This window comes from Paenibacillus sp. Marseille-Q9583 (assembly GCF_976954365.1).
Genome location: NZ_CDRJTB010000018.1, coordinates 77,742 through 94,493, shown reverse-complemented (window position 1 = coordinate 94,493; position 16,752 = coordinate 77,742). Strand labels below are relative to the sequence as shown.

18 protein-coding genes and 1 riboswitch are annotated in these 16,752 nt (G+C 45.3%); all 18 genes read left to right on the top strand.

Annotated features, from left to right (window positions below):
* Positions 1–31: 31 nt before the first annotated feature.
* A riboswitch (FMN riboswitch) is annotated at positions 32–207 on the top strand.
* Positions 208–423: 216 nt separating this feature from the next.
* The 18 genes from ribD (at position 424) to ACWNM1_RS11245 (ending at position 16,721) form a co-directional block, all read left to right on the top strand.
* The gene (gene ribD, locus ACWNM1_RS11330; RefSeq protein ID WP_449601005.1) at positions 424–1,524 is read left to right on the top strand and encodes a bifunctional diaminohydroxyphosphoribosylaminopyrimidine deaminase/5-amino-6-(5-phosphoribosylamino)uracil reductase RibD; all 1,101 of its coding nucleotides are present in this window, start codon (positions 424–426) and stop codon (positions 1,522–1,524) included.
* 99 nt (positions 1,525–1,623) lie between these two features.
* Positions 1,624–2,292 carry a riboflavin synthase gene (ribE, locus tag ACWNM1_RS11325; RefSeq protein ID WP_449601004.1) on the top strand — a complete coding sequence of 223 codons (669 nt, stop codon included), beginning with the start codon at positions 1,624–1,626 and terminating at the stop codon, positions 2,290–2,292.
* A 62-nt stretch (positions 2,293–2,354) separates the two neighbouring features.
* Positions 2,355–3,608, top strand: coding sequence for a bifunctional 3,4-dihydroxy-2-butanone-4-phosphate synthase/GTP cyclohydrolase II (locus ACWNM1_RS11320; RefSeq protein WP_449601003.1), 1,254 nt, complete (start codon positions 2,355–2,357; stop codon positions 3,606–3,608).
* A gap of 37 nt (positions 3,609–3,645) precedes the next feature.
* On the top strand, positions 3,646–4,113 hold the full coding sequence (gene ribH, locus ACWNM1_RS11315; protein ID WP_042194286.1) for a 6,7-dimethyl-8-ribityllumazine synthase: 468 nt from the start codon (positions 3,646–3,648) through the stop codon (positions 4,111–4,113).
* 135 nt (positions 4,114–4,248) lie between these two features.
* The gene (locus tag ACWNM1_RS11310; RefSeq protein ID WP_149646795.1) at positions 4,249–5,040 is read left to right on the top strand and encodes a segregation and condensation protein A; all 792 of its coding nucleotides are present in this window, start codon (positions 4,249–4,251) and stop codon (positions 5,038–5,040) included.
* Positions 5,009–5,611, top strand: coding sequence for an SMC-Scp complex subunit ScpB (gene scpB / locus ACWNM1_RS11305; protein ID WP_042190273.1), 603 nt, complete (start codon positions 5,009–5,011; stop codon positions 5,609–5,611). Before ACWNM1_RS11310 ends, scpB begins: the two co-directional genes overlap by 32 nt.
* A 185-nt stretch (positions 5,612–5,796) precedes the next feature.
* Positions 5,797–6,510, top strand: a complete 714-nt coding sequence (locus ACWNM1_RS11300) for a DUF2953 domain-containing protein (RefSeq protein ID WP_449601002.1) — start codon at positions 5,797–5,799, stop codon at positions 6,508–6,510.
* Between the two features lie 83 nt (positions 6,511–6,593).
* The gene (gene ytfJ, locus ACWNM1_RS11295; protein WP_449601001.1) at positions 6,594–7,106 is read left to right on the top strand and encodes a GerW family sporulation protein; all 513 of its coding nucleotides are present in this window, start codon (positions 6,594–6,596) and stop codon (positions 7,104–7,106) included.
* Between the two features lie 166 nt (positions 7,107–7,272).
* Positions 7,273–8,472 (top strand): D-alanyl-D-alanine carboxypeptidase family protein, encoded by a 1,200-nt coding sequence (locus ACWNM1_RS11290; protein WP_449601000.1) that lies wholly within the window; start codon positions 7,273–7,275, stop codon positions 8,470–8,472.
* Between the two features lie 35 nt (positions 8,473–8,507).
* Positions 8,508–9,173: a nucleoside recognition domain-containing protein gene (locus ACWNM1_RS11285; RefSeq protein WP_449600999.1), complete on the top strand. Its 666-nt coding sequence runs from the start codon at positions 8,508–8,510 to the stop codon at positions 9,171–9,173.
* 52 nt (positions 9,174–9,225) lie between these two features.
* On the top strand, positions 9,226–9,714 hold the full coding sequence (locus tag ACWNM1_RS11280) for a spore maturation protein (RefSeq protein WP_042190265.1): 489 nt from the start codon (positions 9,226–9,228) through the stop codon (positions 9,712–9,714).
* 66 nt (positions 9,715–9,780) lie between these two features.
* Positions 9,781–10,125, top strand: coding sequence for a peptidoglycan recognition protein family protein (locus ACWNM1_RS11275; protein WP_449600998.1), 345 nt, complete (start codon positions 9,781–9,783; stop codon positions 10,123–10,125).
* A gap of 20 nt (positions 10,126–10,145) precedes the next feature.
* Positions 10,146–10,904: a pseudouridine synthase gene (locus ACWNM1_RS11270; RefSeq protein WP_036676166.1), complete on the top strand. Its 759-nt coding sequence runs from the start codon at positions 10,146–10,148 to the stop codon at positions 10,902–10,904.
* A 120-nt stretch (positions 10,905–11,024) separates the two neighbouring features.
* Positions 11,025–11,546, top strand: a complete 522-nt coding sequence (locus ACWNM1_RS11265) for a redoxin domain-containing protein (protein WP_449600997.1) — start codon at positions 11,025–11,027, stop codon at positions 11,544–11,546.
* Positions 11,546–13,231, top strand: coding sequence for a cytochrome c biogenesis protein ResB (resB, locus tag ACWNM1_RS11260; protein WP_449600996.1), 1,686 nt, complete (start codon positions 11,546–11,548; stop codon positions 13,229–13,231). The genes ACWNM1_RS11265 and resB overlap by 1 nt, the downstream gene beginning before the upstream one ends.
* The gene (gene ccsA, locus ACWNM1_RS11255; protein ID WP_449600995.1) at positions 13,228–14,490 is read left to right on the top strand and encodes a cytochrome c biogenesis protein CcsA; all 1,263 of its coding nucleotides are present in this window, start codon (positions 13,228–13,230) and stop codon (positions 14,488–14,490) included. The genes resB and ccsA overlap by 4 nt, the downstream gene beginning before the upstream one ends.
* Before the next feature lie 77 nt (positions 14,491–14,567).
* Positions 14,568–15,284 (top strand): response regulator transcription factor, encoded by a 717-nt coding sequence (locus ACWNM1_RS11250; RefSeq protein WP_036676174.1) that lies wholly within the window; start codon positions 14,568–14,570, stop codon positions 15,282–15,284.
* Positions 15,285–16,721 (top strand): ATP-binding protein, encoded by a 1,437-nt coding sequence (locus ACWNM1_RS11245; RefSeq protein WP_449600994.1) that lies wholly within the window; start codon positions 15,285–15,287, stop codon positions 16,719–16,721.
* Positions 16,722–16,752 lie beyond the last annotated feature (31 nt).

The following is a 16,752-nucleotide window of genomic DNA, read 5'->3' as shown; positions in this document are numbered from 1 at the left end:
AGGAAAACTTGAACCTCAATTAAATAAAGGATCAATCCTTCAGGGCAGGGTGTAATTCCCTACCGGCGGTGATGTTGTTGTAGAGTGCTTAGCTATTAAGTTTATCTACCACACTTAGTCCGCTACCCGGCTCGCGTTGTTGACGCGAACGGTGGACCCGGTGAAATTCCGGGACCGACAGTATAGTCTGGATGGAAGAAGGAGAGGTTAACCGCTTGTCTGTAATAGACAGGTGGACTGCAGTGTTTTCATTTATTATGTGCGATATTTCACAATTACCGTCGTTTGACGGTTATTTACGCACACTTTTATTTGGACTGCCGATAAACTCTCGCATAACCCATCTTTACTCCTCCTGGAGAATGAGATGGGTTTTTCTGTTTTTACGCATCAGATAGACAGTAAGTGGATAGGAGGAACGAGATGGATAATATGAATGACGAGTTTTATATGTCCTTAGCGCTGGATATGGCAGAACGGGCCCAAGGACAGACGGGAATTAACCCTGTTGTTGGCTGTGTTGTTGTAAAGAATGGAGCGATGATTGGACTTGGAACTCATTTGCAGCGCGGAACTGGTCATGCTGAGGTTCATGCCTTGAATATGGCGGCCGGTCAAGCACAGGGCAGCACTGCTTACGTAACACTGGAACCATGCAGTCACTATGGCAAGACTCCGCCCTGCAGCCAAAGGCTGATCGATGAGGGAGTAGCCAGAGTGGTAGTCGCTTGTGAAGACCCTAACCCTCAGGTTGCGGGTCGCGGCGTTCAAATGCTGCGTGAGCATGGCATTGAAGTAGAAGTAGGGTTGCTGCGTGAACGTGCGCTGCGGTTGAATGAGCGTTTTATCAAGTATATTTTGACAAAACAGCCTTTTGTTACGCTCAAGAGTGCCAGCACGCTGGATGGTAACCTAGCTACCAAATCTGGTGACAGTAAATGGATTTCAAATGGTGAAGCGCGGGAGATCGTACATACGCTGCGGCATCGGCATCAGGGAATAATGGTCGGTGTGAACACAGTGATTGCAGATAATCCTTCACTAACGACAAGAACGGAAGTGCCGGGTATTAATCCGATACGGATTGTGATTGATTCTGGACTACGTATTCCTTTGGATTCAGCAGTTGTAAGTGACGGTCTAGCGCCTACTATCATCGTGACAACTGAAGCCGCAGATGATGAAAAGAAAGCAGCACTTCTTCAAGCGGGTGTGCAAATCATCGTTAGCGGAGCAGGACCACAGGTGGATTTGAAGGCTGCTATGGTAACACTCGGCGAGATGGAAATTGGATCAATTTTACTTGAAGGCGGAGGCACGCTAAATGGTGCGATGCTGGAGAGTGGGCTAGTTGATCGAGTGATTCTCTTTTTCGCTCCAAAGATTGTTGGCGGTGGTGCTGAAGCGAAAGGGACGTTCGTATTTCCTGGTGTAGAGCTGATGAAGGATGCGATTTCTCTGGAGGGATTGGAAGTAAAAGTGCTCGGAGATAATGTATGTATCAGCGGTACTCCGGTACGCTAAAGTGAATGGTCTCAAAACTTAATCGTATGCTTCCGAAGCGAGTTTTGCACGGAGTATTTCCTTTGAAGTTAAGCTCACAAAACTTTAAGGAGGGAAAGCATGTTCACTGGATTAGTCGAAGAAGTTGGCACTCTGAGAAGTGTCTCTACCGGTGGAGAAATGATGGTGCTGAACATTGCCGCTTCCGTCATCATGGATGATCTGAAGATTGGTGATAGCGTATCGGTTAATGGCGTCTGTCTTACAGCGACTATTTTAGGCGAGAACTATTTTACAGTGGATGTCATGCCTCAGACCTATCGAAACAGTAACCTGAAGGAGCTACGTCCTGGCAGTCGGATGAATCTGGAGCGAGCAATGGCAGCCGGTGGTCGATTTGGAGGTCATATTGTTCAGGGGCATGTAGATGGCACTGCTGTCATCAAAAGCGTAAAGCGTGATCAGAATGCAGTAGTCTATGAGATTGCGCCGGATCGCAAATCGCTGTTTAAATATATTATCCCTAAAGGATCGATCACGATTGATGGCATTAGCTTAACAGTAGTAAAGACGACGGCTTCATCGCTTACTGTATCCATTATTCCGCATACGCTAGGGGAAACTGTGCTAACTTATAAGCGGGCAGGAGATAGTGTAAATATTGAGTGTGATGTTCTGGGCAAATATGTAGATCATCTTCTTCATTATGGCTCAGCTGCACAGGATGAAGAAAGTGATAGTAGCTCCGGGATTAGTCGTGATTTCTTGGCGGCAAACGGATTTGTTTAAATAATGAGTAAGCTTACGAAGAAGGAAATAATCCTTCGTAAAGCTATTAGGAGGATAGGATCATGAGCGAACAATCGAAGAAGGATAGTGTCTTGAATCCGATTGAAGAAGCGATATATGATTTAATGCGCGGCAAAGTCATCATCGTGGTGGATGATGAAGATCGTGAGAATGAAGGGGATTTTATAGCTCTTGCTGAGCGGGCGACACCAGAAGTCATCAATTTTATGATCACTGAGGGACGCGGTTTGGTCTGCATGCCAATTACCGCTGAGCGTGCGGAAGAGCTTGAACTACAGGCTATGGTCAGTCACAATACAGATAATCACGGCACAGCCTTTACTGTATCGGTTGACCATATAGATACAACTACTGGTATATCAGCAGGGGAAAGATCCTTGACTGTAAAGGCCATGATTGACCCTAAAGCGAAGCCGTCTGATTTTCGTAGACCTGGCCATATGTTCCCGCTGATTGCGAAAAAAGGTGGCGTACTGCGCCGTTCCGGACATACAGAGGCTGCTGTTGATTTAGCCCGTATGTGTGGTGCATATCCAGCCAGTGTGATTTGTGAAATCATCAAAGAAGATGGCTCGATGGCCCGGTTGCCTGATCTGGTTGAGATTGCTAAGAAGCATGATCTTAAGTTGATCAGCATCAAAGACCTCATTCACTATCGGAACGAGAAGGAACAGCTCGTCAATCGCGAGGTGTCTGTACGTCTGCCTACCGATTTCGGTGAGTTTCAGACCATTGCCTATACAAATGAAGTGGATGATAAAGAACATGTAGCATTGGTGAAGGGTGATATTTCCGGTGATGAGCCAGTGTTAGTACGAGTACATTCCGAATGCTTGACGGGTGATGTATTCCACTCCCATCGCTGCGATTGTGGTCCCCAGTTTGAAGCAGCGCTTCGGCAGATCGAAGCTGCTGGTATAGGCGTGTTGCTCTATATGCGTCAAGAAGGCAGGGGCATTGGTCTTATTAATAAGCTTAAAGCCTACAAACTTCAAGAAGAAGGACTCGATACTGTAGATGCTAATCTAAAGCTTGGTTTTCCAGCAGATTTGCGTGATTACGGGATTGGAGCACAAATTCTGAAGGATCTAGGTATAAGTCAAATTCGTCTCTTAACGAACAATCCTCGAAAGATCAAAGGGTTGGAAGGTTATGGATTGGAAGTTGTTGAGCGAGTGCCAATTCAAATGCCGGAGAATAAGGATAATACTAATTATCTCCATACGAAGCAGGCGAAACTTGGGCATTTGCTGTCTTTTGACGACATTGAACAAAATGAGGATTCGAAAGTATAATCACACACAATAAAAAAACGAAGGGTAGATGAATGATATGCCGAAATATTTAGAAGGACATTTAGTTTCTGAAGGGTTAAAATACGGAGTCGTAGTAGGACGTTTTAATGAATTTATTACTAGTAAGCTTTTGTCAGGTGCACTTGATGCATTTAAACGCCATGGTGCTAACGATGATGAAGTAGATGTTGCTTGGGTTCCAGGCGTGTTTGAAATTCCGTTAATCGCTCAAAAAATGGCAGAAAGCGGTAAATACGACGCTGTAATCACTTTAGGGACTGTTATCCGTGGCTCTACAACGCACTATGATTATGTATGTAATGAAGTTGCAAAAGGGGTAGCTGCGATTAATCTTAAAACAGGCGTGCCGACGATTTTTGGCGTAGTAACTACTGAGAATATTGAACAGGCCATTGAGCGTTCAGGAACCAAGGCAGGGAATAAAGGCTGGGATGCTGCGACTGCTGCGATTGAAATGGCGAATCTTAACAAACTGTTTAAGTAAGACAGCTATTGACGAATCAGTCGAATTCGTGCTTATTTATAGTATAAGAAGAAAGCATGGATTATAGAGCCCTTTCTACTTGTGTAGCGTCCTTTAGGGCGCTGCACTTTACTTTTTTTGGCGGGAGGATGCTTCGTGACTGTATTGTACAAGCTGGAAACGTTTGAAGGTCCGCTGGATCTGCTTTTGCATTTAATTGATAAGGCGGAAATCGACATCCAGGACATTCCGGTCGCCGAGATCACCGAACAGTATATGGAATACCTGCGAAGTATGCAGGAGCTTGAACTGGATATTACGAGTGAATTTCTCGTGATGGCCGCAACCCTATTATCTATAAAGAGCAAGCTATTGCTGCCCAAACCACCGGTCATTGAGATCGATGATTTTGAATATTACGAAGAAGATGAATTTGATCCACGAGCTGAACTCGTTCAGCGACTGATTGAGTATCGTAAATTCAAGAGTATTGCTGTTCATTTAATGGATATGGAGAGCGAGCGGAGCTTGATTTTTACGAAGGAGCCGGAGGATCTGGGTCCATACGTGCCTGAAGAGATTGACCATACGCTAAAAGGACTACATACTTCCGACCTTATAGCTGCTTTCCGTAAAGCACTTAGTAAGGCGGCAAGAAGGTCATCTTACCAGCGGATCACCCGGGACGAAATATCGGTAAAAGATCGTATACGTGATGTATCGGATGCGCTGCAGCGCAGAGGAAAGGGCGGAAGGCTCCATTTCTCAGCACTGCTTCACGATGAAATGGCGCGACACGAAATCGTAGTTACTTTTCTTGCGATTCTGGAACTGATGAAAATGAAGGCGATTTTTTGCTATCAAGAGAAATTGTTTGATGACATCGTAATGGAGTGGAGAGGAGGAGAACACTTCAATGGATTACAAAACGCTGAAATCGATTATTGAGGGCCTGTTGTTTCTATCAGGTGATGAAGGGATCTCCGTGCGGCAAGTCGCCGAGATTACGGAGCAGCGGCCAGAGCTTGCAGCTGGGGCATTAGAAGAACTGAAAGAGGATTATGTAACACAAGAGCGGGGATTGCAGGTGGTCCAAATTGCCGGAAACTATCGGCTGGCTACATTACCTGAGCATGCCCATTATTTTGAACGCTTGGCTTATTCCCCATCCAGATCAACCTTGTCTCAGGCCGCATTAGAGACATTGGCGATCGTGGCCTATCGTCAGCCCATTACACGGGTGGAGATCGAAGAGATTCGAGGCGTGAAATCCGAACGTGCTATTCATACGCTGAATAACAAGGATTTGATCCATGAGGTAGGTCGTGCGGAGGCCGTAGGGCGTCCAATCTTATATGGGACGACTAAATCATTCTTGGAGAGCTTTGGCCTAGCAAGTCTGAATGAGTTGCCAGAACCATCTAACTTCGAATCCACTGATAATTTGGAAGAGGAGACACAGCTATTGTTCAATAAGCTGGATACTCAAATGACGTTCGAGGATATAGAGCAACCTTAATTTTTTTGTTATTCCGCAATGATTTGTATTGCTGGGACTGCCCATAAACCATTCATAATGGTTTATGGGCAGTCCCTATTTTTTTGTAGAGCCACATTTTTTAGCCAAACCCCGAATTTTTTCCAGATTAAATTGCCATACTAAACCAAAGGTTCCCATTATTAAGGTTTCTTGGAGGTAAATACGTGACGTTATGGATTGGAATACCCCTCGGATTGCTGGTACTGGCAATGATCCTGGTTCTGTCTTCATCTATCGATTTCCGCATCCGGTGCTATAAACATGACAAAAATGATCTGATCGAGTTAGATGTTAAGACACTTTTTGGTCTGATCAAACTCCACTATGAACTGCCTCGATTGGTCTTTAAGGGATTGGAGCAAGGCGTGCTTGGGAAGTTTAAAGAGACGGGTACCGCGACTACAGGTGTTGACACTGTAAAGGAAGAACAATTCGATAAAGAAAGAATTGAGCGCTGGCGGGACAATGTACAGCTAGCAGTGAAATCCACACGTGGATTGAAGAAGTGGTTCAAGGAAACTGTATCACATGTCAAAATATCAAAGCTCGACTGGTCCACAGACTTCTCACTAGGTGATACGGCAGACACTGCCATAGTATCAGGAGCCGTCTGGGGATTGAAATGGAGCATCGTTGGATTTATTTCGCAGAGGGTCAAATTGAAACACAATCCACGAGTGTTTGTGAAGCCTGTTTTTCAAGATGAGCATTCTTTTTCAATGGAGTTCGTATGTGAGGGTAAATTGTCCGTTTCCTATGCCGTATACGCATCATTGCAGCTTATTCTTCGTGTCTTGAGGGAGGCGGGGGGAATCAGTAAGTGGAGAAAAATACTAAAACGGATGCGTAGGGAGTCTCATGGGCAAAGTTTAGAATGAAAGTTACATACAAATGCGTGGATGTGGGGATGATAAGCGCTGTAGAAGCAAGAGAAATCGTACTCAATTAAGGAGGAAACAATATGAGCGACCATCCTATTCAGGGTCTAATGCAAACAGCGATGGAAAATATCAAGGGCATGGTAGATGTTAATACGATTGTTGGAGATCCAGTACAAACACCTGACGGTAGTATTATTCTGCCGATTAGTAAGGTGGCCTTTGGGTTTGCTGCAGGGGGTAGTGATTATCGAGTAGAGGATTCTATAAGTGGATCAAGCTCCCAAGGCGGTGTCAAAATGCTTCCTTTTGGTGGCGGTAGTGGGGGCGGTGTCTCCATCAGACCGATCGCTTTTCTAGTGGTTGGTAAGGATGGGGTAAACATTGTGCCACTCGACAATCAAACGCATTTGTTCGAAAAAATTATCGATGCTACGCCTGGGCTCATCGACAAAATCCAGACCATGTTCCAAAGCAGCAGTACTTCAGGTCAAGCTGGGTCAACTGCTACACAAGCACCACAAGCACCACAAGCACCACAAGCACAAGCACCTGCTAAACCCGATCCAAGTACATCCCAATCTTCAACACATTAGGTACACATAATTGTTCAAATAGCCTCGGGGATATCGCCTTACATCAGGCGGTGTCCCTTTTTGTGTGGAGAGGACATACCCTAAGGCTGGTCCGCATACACTTGTACAACATAAGCATGAAATGAATGACTTTACTTAAGAACCGATAAGAATCCGGAGGATAAATATGAAGACAATAACCCGTAAATTTCCAATCGCCTTATTACTGAGCATTTTGCTGCTGTTTCTGACACCGCTAACTTTGATTCATGCGGAGAACAGCTCTATATCTACGCATGCACGGGCAGCGGCGCTGATTGATGTGGAATCCGGGCGTATTTTGTATAGCAGTCGAGGAGATGAGCCGATGCTTATTGCCAGTCTGACTAAAATAATGACCGCCCTCGTCGCTATTGAGAATGGTGATTTAGCATCCAAAGTCAAAGTTGGTAAAAATGCTTTCGCCAAAGAAGGCTCCTCTATTTATTTACAGCAAGGTGAAGAGATGACGCTGGAAAATATGCTGTATGGTCTAATGCTGCGCTCTGGGAATGATGCGGCAACAGCGATCGCTGAACATATCGGCGGTTCTGAAGAAGGGTTTGTATACCTGATGAACAATAAGGCTGAAGAGCTCGGATTAAAAAATACTCATTTTGCTAATCCGCATGGTCTAGATGCTGAAGGCCATTATTCGAGTGCTAACGACTTAGCCGTACTGACGGCGTATGCTCTTCATAATCCTGTATTTAAGCAAATTGTGAAGACACAGGAGAAAACTGCGGACAATCCAAATGAGAAATGGGATTACAAGTGGAGAAACAAGAATAAAATGCTGTACTTATATGAGGGCGCAGATGGTGTGAAGACAGGATATACCAAAAAAGCGCTACGCTGCCTTGTCAGCTCAGCGACCAGAAACGGCCAGCAGCTTGTCGCAGTGACCATAAATGATGGGGATGACTGGAATGATCATGCCTCACTGCTAAACTTTGGATTTAATCACTACCCACTAAAAACAATGATCGAACGCGGGGATCCCGTGAGCGGTTATGACTTCGTGACAGCCAAAAAATTTGCCTATCCGCTCGGACAAGGCGAGCAGGATAGAGTGACCACTAAACTTGTCTTAAATCAGATCCCTGCGGCGTCAGTCAAAGCTGCAAGATCAAACTTTGGATTGCAAGGGGTTCTCGTTCTAAATCTAGGTGGCAAGGAGATAGGCCGGGTTCCAGTATATACACGAGAGTCCTTACCTCCTGAGGAATCCGCTTATACTAAAAAATATAGTACAACGCAAGCACACACTTATCCTGCTAATAATTGGTTTCAGGCTATAGGGAGTGCACTGAAGGCGTTATTTAAACTGGGCGAAAGTTCCAAGTAAGCAGATAGCTGAATAATGAAGAGGGAGGCGTATCCATGATTAACGGGATCTGGCTAGGAATGATCATCATCGGTTTTCTGTTCGCCGCCGTTAACGGCAGAATGGATGAATTTACAGCCGCCGTATTCGACGGAGCCAAGAGTGGGGTTACAGTAAGTTTCGGCTTAATAAGTGTGCTTGTATTCTGGCTAGGAATCATGCGGATCGCAGAGGATGCTGGTTTGCTTAAAAAAATAGCCAAGATTCTTGGGCCAATCGTAGCCTTCCTCTTTCCAGATGTGCCGAAGGGCCATCCTGCAATCGGATATATTCTCTCCAATATGAGCGCTAATTTGCTTGGACTTGGCAATGCGGCTACACCTATGGGGATCAAGGCGATGCAGGAGCTGCAGAAGCTCAACCCGGATAAAGAAACGGCCACACCAGCCATGTGTACCTTACTGGCGCTTAACACAGCAAGCATTACGCTAATTCCCGCGACGCTAATTGCGATCCGATTGAATTACAATTCGGCAGATCCTGCGAGAATAGTAGGTACAACCCTCGCCGCAACGGCTGTAGCGACTCTTGCGGCTATAGCGGCTGACCGGTTTTTCCGAAGGATGACGTTGCTGCGCAAACCTCCAAAGCCGCCGTCAGCAAAGTCTGGTTCTGCTCCATTGGCCAAGACGTCTCTGCCTAATTCTTCATTGAAGGGGTGAACATGACTTGTACCAGTTAATCAGTCTCCTATCGGCATGGGCGATTCCGGTCATGATTACGTTCATCCCGCTCTATGCTTTTACGCGTAAAGTCCCGGTGTATGAGTCATTTGTTGAAGGGGCCAAGGATGGATTTGGAACGGCAATCGCGATTATTCCTCATCTTGTGGGAATGCTTGTGGCGATCAGCGTCTTTCGCGCATCGGGCGCACTCGACTTCCTAATGGGATTCATATCTCCTGCTCTGCGGGGACTTGGCGTACCTCCAGAAGTACTGCCTCTCGGCCTTCTGCGGCCCCTCACTGGGACAGGCTCGCTTGCTTATACCACGGATCTGATTCGCGTTCATGGTCCGGATTCTCTAATCGGCATGATTGCCTCCACCATACAAGGCAGCACGGACACAACGCTCTATGTATTAACGGTTTATTTTGGAGCCGTTGGTGTGCGCAACGGACGTTATGCACTTAAGGTAGGTCTATTCTCTGATGTTGTTGGCTTCGTAGCCGCGATCGCGGTCTGCCTCCTGCTTTTTGGGTAGGAGGCGTCACCCCCTTTCCTTCCTCGACATATGCTATTGCAGCAATGTGGAGGGAGGCAACCCGCTATGAACTACAAAGGTTTTATTCTGCATCAGTCTCGCTGTACTTCCATTAATGGCAAAGGCTTTGATTTCTGGGTTGGTGTGGACGGAGCCATTTATGCAGCACCGCTGCTGACCGATCCGGAGTATATTCACATTTGCTTGGAAGGTGATTTCAGCTGGGAAGATGGCATTCCCCCATTATCTGGAAGAAAGGAACAGCTGTTTGCCACAGGTAAACTCATTTTAGAACTGGTAGAGCGCTACCAAATCACCCCTTTAATCATCGAACCCCACAATAATTACTGCCCAGGCGCATTTTTTCCATGGAATGAACTTGTGATTTATCCCTCTGATGGTTATCATTAATCTGAGGTGACTAGTCGAAAATGGAAAGATTACAGAAAATTTTGGCGCAGGCAGGTGTGGCGTCCAGACGTAAGTGTGAAGAAATGATTTTGGCCGGTAAAGTGGAAGTCAACGGGGAACTCGTAACTACGCTTGGCACGAAGGTGGACCCCGCAACAGATATTATTAAAGTCTCCGGTAGACTGATCCGGGGCGAGAACAAAATCTATATTATGTTCAACAAACCTAAAGGAGTCATTACAAGTGCTTCCGATCCAAAGGGTCGCAAGGTTGTAACAGACTACCTTAAAGGAATTACAGAACGGGTTTACCCTGTAGGCCGTCTGGATTATGATACGGAAGGGCTACTGCTGTTAACGAATGATGGAGATTTCGCTAACTTGCTTACCCATCCTAAGCATCATGTACCTAAGACGTATCACGCTACGGTCAAGGGTATTCCGCACGGTACTGCACTGGACAAGCTAAAGGCTGGGATCAAGCTGGAAGATGGTATGACAGCGCCTGCCGAAGTAGAGTACAAAGATATTGATGAAGCGAATAAAGAAGCAGTAATCAGCATTACGATTCACGAGGGACGTAACCGTCAGGTACGACGCATGTTTGATGCGATTTCACACCCCGTTCTCCGTCTGAAGCGGATTTCATTCGGGGATATTATGCTGCAAAATCTTAAACGTGGATCCTACCGTCATTTGACTAAAGATGAAATTAACCATCTGCAGCAAATTGCCAAAGCAGGATTACTCAAAGAAAGAACTCCACGTAAAGAATCATAAAGACACACAATATTCACAATTTAACCCCCTAATACTGTGACGAAATTCGCTATAATGTTCATAGGATGTTCACACCTTACAACATAAGTATGAGTTGCGTCACAGAAGGGGGCTTTACATGTGGGTAAAGCGAGAAAACCAATTCAAATCGTAATTCTGTTTCTAATCGTTCTAGTGGGTGGTTATGCCATTGGTTCCTCTGTATTTGGTGGAAGCGGAAAACCAGAGGAAGGTAGTAAAGCGCCTGCCATTGATTTGCTGGGTCTTGATGGACTTGGGCATACGTTAGACGAGTATAAGGGAAAGGCTATTGTGCTGAATTTCTGGGGCTCATGGTGCACGCCATGTGTAAAAGAAATGCCGGCTCTCCAAGCACAATGGGAAAAATGGAAGGACAAAGATGTAGTCGTTATTGGAATCAACGTAGGTGAAGATCAGATGACTGTCGAGAATTTTGTGAAGCAAGTCAATATTGATTTTCCGATTTTGATGGACACGGGACGAGACGCTGTACGAAGTTATGGCATTTCTCCACTCCCCACTACTTTTTTTATTAATGCAAAGGGTAAAATTGACAGCATTCATATTGGCCAGCTTGATTTAGATTCACTAGATGATCAAATTGGGAAGCTGGTGAATTGATGAGTGAACGCGAGGCTTTTATAACCAATACCAAATGTGAATGTGGCCATCAGAACCCTGTAGGCACTGTTCTATGTGAAGCATGCGGAAAGCCGCTTGGCAAAGAATCGGACTGGGGCGAGAATCTGGAAATGCGTTATGATGGTGTAGCCCGTCGTTCGCAGCGTGTTAATCCAAGCATTATTGATCGAGTTTGGAACTTTTTTTCATCTGTCAAAATAGCGATATATCTAATTATTTTGACACTGTTAGGCTCTATGCTGGGAACCATTTTCCCTCAGGAGAGTACTTTCCTTAATATTGATGCATCGAGTTATTATAAGCAGGAGTACGGAACAGCTGGGGACATCTACTATAAGCTTGGACTTTCACATACATACGAATCCTGGTGGTTTGTGACTCTACTCGTAATGATTGGTGCTTCACTAGTCATTTGTAGTTTGGACAGAGTACTTCCGCTATATAAGGCATTGACTAGGCAGAAGATTCGGAAACATCGTCAGTTCTTAACTCGGCAAAAGGCTGTGCTAGTTACTGAAGTGCAAGAAGAACCAGAAGCTTGGGTTGCTCGGGTGGTTCAGCCTATGCGTAAAAAGGGCTACCGAGTCAAGACGGATGGAGGAGCTCTGCTGGCAGAGAAACACCGATTCAGCCGCTGGGGGCCTTACGTAATACATATTGGTTTGATTATTTTTTTACTTGCTGTACTGGCAAGAGGGTTGCCGGGTCTCAACATGGATCAGCATCTTGCTTTCCCGCAAGGGGAGATTACACAGATTCCGGATACTACCTACTATTTAAAAAACGAGAAATTCACCGTAGAGTTCTACACCGATGAAGAGATGCCAGAGGAGTTTCGAGGCAAAAAGATCCTTCCAAAATTATTCCAAACTAAAGCAGTGCTATATAAATGTGCCGCGGATTGCTCAGATCCTACTAAGGAACCGCAGCTTACCGAGGTGACAACGCATAATATCCAAGTAAACTCACCTTTGGATTATAAAGGATTGAAAGCGTATCAGTTTGATTATGATCTAACACCTGTGCTGCGTTCTGTACAGCCAGTGCTTAAGAATTCCACCACTGGGGAGTCGTACGGTAAATTCAAACTGGATATGAAGAATCCGCAGCGTACAATTACAGCGGGACCCTATACGATGACTTTAAAAGAGAAGTATATGGATTTTGGACTGAATGAGGATGGTCAGCCGATATCTAAGTCGCCTTATCCGAATGCACCTGCATTCTTATTCTTGATTCAAGGACCGAATTTGCCAGCGGAAGGGCAGCAGTACTTCTATTTTCCTAAGCAAGTAGATAAGTCTCAGTTTCAGCAGGTGGCTATTAACGATAAGCTTGGTGGCAGCAATAGATTTCTTGAGCTTGAAGTGGACAACATGAGCGATGTTGATTTTTCGGAATCGACTACATACTTGAATATACGTATTGATCGTGCAATGCCTTTTGTATGGTTAGGTGCAGCAATCGTGATGCTGGGTTTAATCCTTGGATTTTACTGGCAGCATAGACGCATCTGGCTTACCGTTGTAAACGGAGAGCTAATACTCGGAGGACATACGAACAAGAATTGGTTCGGTTTCCGTCGTGAGATCGTTTCTATTTTAGAAAAAGTAGATATGGTAGTCGATGAAAAATCAATAGATAATGGAGGAGGCCTTACATGAGCTTGCTCGATATCAGCAGTGCCGTCTTTATTGCCGCATTCTTATTATACAGCGGGTCGTTTATGTTATTCACTATCGCTATCATGGGTCGCAAGTGGTCGGGCCGCAAGCCAGAGGAACATACTGCTCGATGGGGTAAAATAGCTTTTATTGTTTCTTCTATAGGTCTTATCTTTCATCTTATTTATTTCTTCACACGTTGGTTTGGTGCAGGACATATTCCAGTCAGCAATATGTACGAGTTCATGACTTTCTTATCCATGATGGTTATGGTAGCCTTTACAGTGATGTACGCGATCTATCACAAAGTTATTCTCGGTCTGTTTGCAGTTCCAATTAGCATTATTGTGATGGCGTACGCAGCTGTATTTCCACAGGAGGTCCAGCCGTTAATTCCATCCCTGCAATCGAACTATCTCAAGATTCACGTTACACTGGCAGCACTAGGTGAATCCTTTTTTGCGGTTGGTTTTGCGGCAGGGCTGATGTATCTGCTACGGACTGTTAATTTTTCCAGTAAAGAGAAGGCGGATCGTAAGCAACAGAGACTGATTGAATTTACTCTCTTTTCAATCATTGTTATAATTGGGTTTCTGGGTTCAGTTTTTGCTTTCCGCGGAGCAGGTTATGAGACTGTTTTTGTCCGTCCCAACGTTACGATTGACAGCGCAGGGCAGGAAAATAGTACAATAGAGAAAGTGAGTTATCGAATGCCGCCGATTGTGGCTCCTCACAATAGCGAAATTGAAAGCTTCCAGTCCTTTCTTGGCATGAAAGAACCTCTCTTTGAAGCTCCTTCATGGATGAATGGTGTGAATGCTGGCCGGAAGTTTAATACTGTAATCTGGTCGATTCTTTCCGGATTACTCCTTTACGGAATTCTTCGCTTGATCGTACGCAAGCCACTAGGCGCAGCGATTCACCCGGTTATGGATGGGATTGATGAAGGCGATCTAGATGAGATAACGTATAGGGCGATAGCCATTGGCTTTCCTATTTTCACATTAGGCGCTTTGATTTTTGCAATGATATGGGCGCAAATAGCCTGGGGAAGATTCTGGGGATGGGACCCCAAAGAAGTCTGGGCACTCGTTACTTGGCTCTTCTATAGTGCTTATCTTCATTTACGATTGGCTCGTGGATGGCAAGGGCGAAAATCTGCCTGGCTTGCCGTTCTAGGCTTTTTGGTCGTAATGTTTACCTTAGTTGGCGTTAATCTAGTCATCGCCGGACTTCATTCTTATGCGGGGACGGACTGAGCATAGTTTACCTGCTAACACAGCACAATGGATTTAAGGTTACGTTCTACTGTATTTGATGAAGGGGTTGTTGTGAAATGGCAGATCATTTAAACAGAATTCTGGTAGTGGATGATGAGGAACGCATTCGCCGCCTGCTAAAGATGTATCTTGAAAAAGAAGGTTATGAAATCGACGAAGCTGAAGATGGCGAAATCGCTCTTCGCAAAGCAACAGCAAATGACTACGGTCTAATTTTGCTGGATGTTATGCTGCCTGGCATTGATGGAATGGAAGTGCTGACCCGACTCAGAGGGGTCAAATCGACACCTGTCTTAATGCTTACAGCTAAAGGCGAAGAGATTAATCGTGTACAGGGCTTTGAAATGGGCGCGGATGATTATGTCGTGAAGCCATTTAGTCCTCGCGAAGTGATTTATCGCGTGAAGGCCATTATGCGCCGTTCTTCAGCAACAGCATTTTTGTCCAAAGAGAGCAACTCCAGTAATAACATTGTATTCACTCATCTTATTATTGAGCATGACGCACACCGAGTAACTGCTGGCGGTGAAGAAGTGAGTCTGACACCGAAAGAATACGAACTGCTGCATTATTTGGCGATTTCACCGGATAAAGTGTTCTCTCGTGAAGAACTGCTTAAAGATGTTTGGAATTATGAATTTTTCGGAGATTTGCGTACAGTCGATACCCATGTTAAGCGTCTTCGTGAAAAACTGAATAAGGTATCACCGGAATCCGCGGCGATGATTACAACTGTATGGGGTGTAGGCTACAAACTTGAGGTACCTAAATAAGTGAACTTCTGGAGAAGTCTTGTCGGCAAGCTGTGGGTCACGATCATCTGCCTGGTCGCTGTCGTGCTTATTACACTCGGGTTGTTTCTACTTCCCTATATCGACAGCAACTTTGCTAATTCCGGCGATATCAAACGTTTATTTATGTATACGTGCATGATCGGATTTTCTTTGACGACATTCTTCGCGTTGTTCTTGTTTACCAAGATCACTCAACCGATGCAACGTGTCATCGAGGCTGCAAACAACATTCGACGTGGTGAATACGGAACAAGGCTGACGCTGGTCACAAGTGACGAGATTGGCCAGTTGGCGACTTCCTTCAACCATATGGCTGAGGAGTTGGAAGAGAATATTCGCAGTCTGCACCATGAGAAGGGTCATCTATCCAGTGTATTACGCAGCATGAGTGATGCTGTAATCACCTTTGACACCCTGGGCCAGATTATTCTGACCAATCCGCATGGTCAATCGCTACTTGAGAGCTGGAGCGATTTTGAGTGGGAACAAGAGAGTGACATTGAACCTCATACGGAAACGGCTGAGAGTAATGTTCCACCTCCCCTGCGTCCTTTATTTTTGAGCACGTTGAAACAAGGCGGCGATGAGCGTTCCAATGTACATGTCCGGCAGGGCGTATGGTCCGTCCATATGGCACCTTTATATTCTGAGGGTAGCATTCGTGGAGTGGTTGCTGTTCTGCGTGATGTAACTGAAGAAGTACGACTCGAAAAAATGCGCCGTGACTTCGTGGCAAACGTCTCTCATGAGATTCGGACGCCATTATCGATGATGCAAGGTTATAGTGAGGCTTTACTTGACGGCATGGCTTCTTCACCAGAGGAAAGCAGTGAACTGATTCAAGTCATTCATGATGAATCGCTCCGTATGGGGCGTCTTGTAAAGGATCTGCTCGACCTTGCGCGAATGGAAGCTGGACATACGGATATGTTGAAGGCAGAAGTAGATGTGAACGAATTGCTGGAACGAGTGTATCGCAAATTTTCCGTGCGTGCGAAAGAGCGTGATATTCATCTGCAGCTAAATAAAGAGAGCGATGTCCTTGTTCTTAAGGCGGCGGATGAAGATAAGCTTGAGCAGGTCTTAACCAATTTGCTCGATAATGCTTTTCGTCATACGCAGGGTGGCAAGAAGATCACAGTTTATACAGGAACTTGTGTCTTAGAAGGGCGTCGCTATTTTGAAATTAAAATTCAGGATGAAGGCGTCGGCATTCCGCAGGAAGATCTGCCTTATATATTTGATCGTTTCTACAAAGCCGATAAGGCACGTGTACGGGGAGAAACAGGTGGAACGGGACTCGGGCTTGCGATTGTTAAAAATATTGTTGAGTCGCATCACGGAACCATTTCAGCTTCCAGTAAGTTGGGCGAAAGTACAACCTTTACCCTAAGACTTCCTGTCGAAAAACAGTAATTCCAAACACAATGTGTGATAGCGCCTCTGA

What these genes read in the sequence shown, in the direction of transcription:
- ACWNM1_RS11275 (WP_449600998.1), top strand. Translation starts at nt 9,781, where the DNA reads ATGAACTACAAAGGTTTTATTCTGCATCAGTCTCGCTGTACTTCCATT.
- ACWNM1_RS11270 (WP_036676166.1), top strand. Translation starts at nt 10,146, where the DNA reads ATGGAAAGATTACAGAAAATTTTGGCGCAGGCAGGTGTGGCGTCCAGA.
- ACWNM1_RS11290 (WP_449601000.1), top strand. Translation starts at nt 7,273, where the DNA reads ATGAAGACAATAACCCGTAAATTTCCAATCGCCTTATTACTGAGCATT.
- ACWNM1_RS11250 (WP_036676174.1), top strand. Translation starts at nt 14,568, where the DNA reads ATGGCAGATCATTTAAACAGAATTCTGGTAGTGGATGATGAGGAACGC.
- ribD (WP_449601005.1), top strand. Translation starts at nt 424, where the DNA reads ATGGATAATATGAATGACGAGTTTTATATGTCCTTAGCGCTGGATATG.
- ACWNM1_RS11280 (WP_042190265.1), top strand. Translation starts at nt 9,226, where the DNA reads ATGATTACGTTCATCCCGCTCTATGCTTTTACGCGTAAAGTCCCGGTG.
- ACWNM1_RS11285 (WP_449600999.1), top strand. Translation starts at nt 8,508, where the DNA reads ATGATTAACGGGATCTGGCTAGGAATGATCATCATCGGTTTTCTGTTC.
- ccsA (WP_449600995.1), top strand. Translation starts at nt 13,228, where the DNA reads ATGAGCTTGCTCGATATCAGCAGTGCCGTCTTTATTGCCGCATTCTTA.
- ACWNM1_RS11320 (WP_449601003.1), top strand. Translation starts at nt 2,355, where the DNA reads ATGAGCGAACAATCGAAGAAGGATAGTGTCTTGAATCCGATTGAAGAA.
- ribE (WP_449601004.1), top strand. Translation starts at nt 1,624, where the DNA reads ATGTTCACTGGATTAGTCGAAGAAGTTGGCACTCTGAGAAGTGTCTCT.
- resB (WP_449600996.1), top strand. Translation starts at nt 11,546, where the DNA reads ATGAGTGAACGCGAGGCTTTTATAACCAATACCAAATGTGAATGTGGC.
- ribH (WP_042194286.1), top strand. Translation starts at nt 3,646, where the DNA reads ATGCCGAAATATTTAGAAGGACATTTAGTTTCTGAAGGGTTAAAATAC.
- ytfJ (WP_449601001.1), top strand. Translation starts at nt 6,594, where the DNA reads ATGAGCGACCATCCTATTCAGGGTCTAATGCAAACAGCGATGGAAAAT.
- scpB (WP_042190273.1), top strand. Translation starts at nt 5,009, where the DNA reads ATGGATTACAAAACGCTGAAATCGATTATTGAGGGCCTGTTGTTTCTA.